Raw genomic sequence first — 1054 nt, 5'->3', positions numbered from 1 at the left:
CTCATCTCGAAGCAGGCTTCCCGCTTAGATGCTTTCAGCGGTTATCCCTCCCGAACGTAGCCAACCAGCCATGCCCTTGGCAGAACAACTGGCACACCAGAGGTTCGTCCGTCCCGGTCCTCTCGTACTAGGGACAGCCCTTCTCAAGACTCCTACGCGCACAGCGGATAGGGACCGAACTGTCTCACGACGTTCTAAACCCAGCTCGCGTACCGCTTTAATGGGCGAACAGCCCAACCCTTGGGACCGACTCCAGCCCCAGGATGCGACGAGCCGACATCGAGGTGCCAAACCATCCCGTCGATATGGACTCTTGGGGAAGATCAGCCTGTTATCCCCGGGGTACCTTTTATCCGTTGAGCGACGGCGCTTCCACAAGCCACCGCCGGATCACTAGTCCCGACTTTCGTCCCTGCTCGACCCGTCGGTCTCACAGTCAAGCTCCCTTGTGCACTTACACTCAACACCTGATTGCCAACCAGGCTGAGGGAACCTTTGGGCGCCTCCGTTACTCTTTAGGAGGCAACCGCCCCAGTTAAACTACCCATCAGACACTGTCCCTGATCCGGATCACGGACCCAGGTTAGACATCCAGCACGACCAGACTGGTATTTCAACGACGACTCCCCCTGAACTGGCGTCCAGAGTTCACAGTCTCCCAGCTATCCTACACAAGCCGAACCGAACACCAATATCAAACTGTAGTAAAGGTCCCGGGGTCTTTCCGTCCTGCTGCGCGAAACGAGCATCTTTACTCGTAGTGCAATTTCACCGGGCCTATGGTTGAGACAGTCGAGAAGTCGTTACGCCATTCGTGCAGGTCGGAACTTACCCGACAAGGAATTTCGCTACCTTAGGATGGTTATAGTTACCACCGCCGTTTACTGGCGCTTAAGTTCTCAGCTTCGCCCAGACGAATCTGAGCTAACCGGTCCCCTTAACGTTCCAGCACCGGGCAGGCGTCAGTCCGTATACATCGCCTTACGGCTTCGCACGGACCTGTGTTTTTAGTAAACAGTCGCTTCTCGCTGGTCTCTGCGGCCACCCCCAGCTC

Annotated in this window: 1 rRNA gene; it reads right to left on the bottom strand. The window is 56.4% G+C overall.

The features are described 5' to 3' along the window. Nucleotides 1–1054: ribosomal RNA gene (locus HNR57_RS39115) — 23S ribosomal RNA — on the bottom strand; the annotation flags it as partial.

This window comes from Streptomyces paradoxus (assembly GCF_014202475.1).
Classification (GTDB): Bacteria; Actinomycetota; Actinomycetes; order Streptomycetales; family Streptomycetaceae; genus Streptomyces; species Streptomyces paradoxus.
This window is presented reverse-complemented; position numbering and strand designations above follow the sequence as displayed.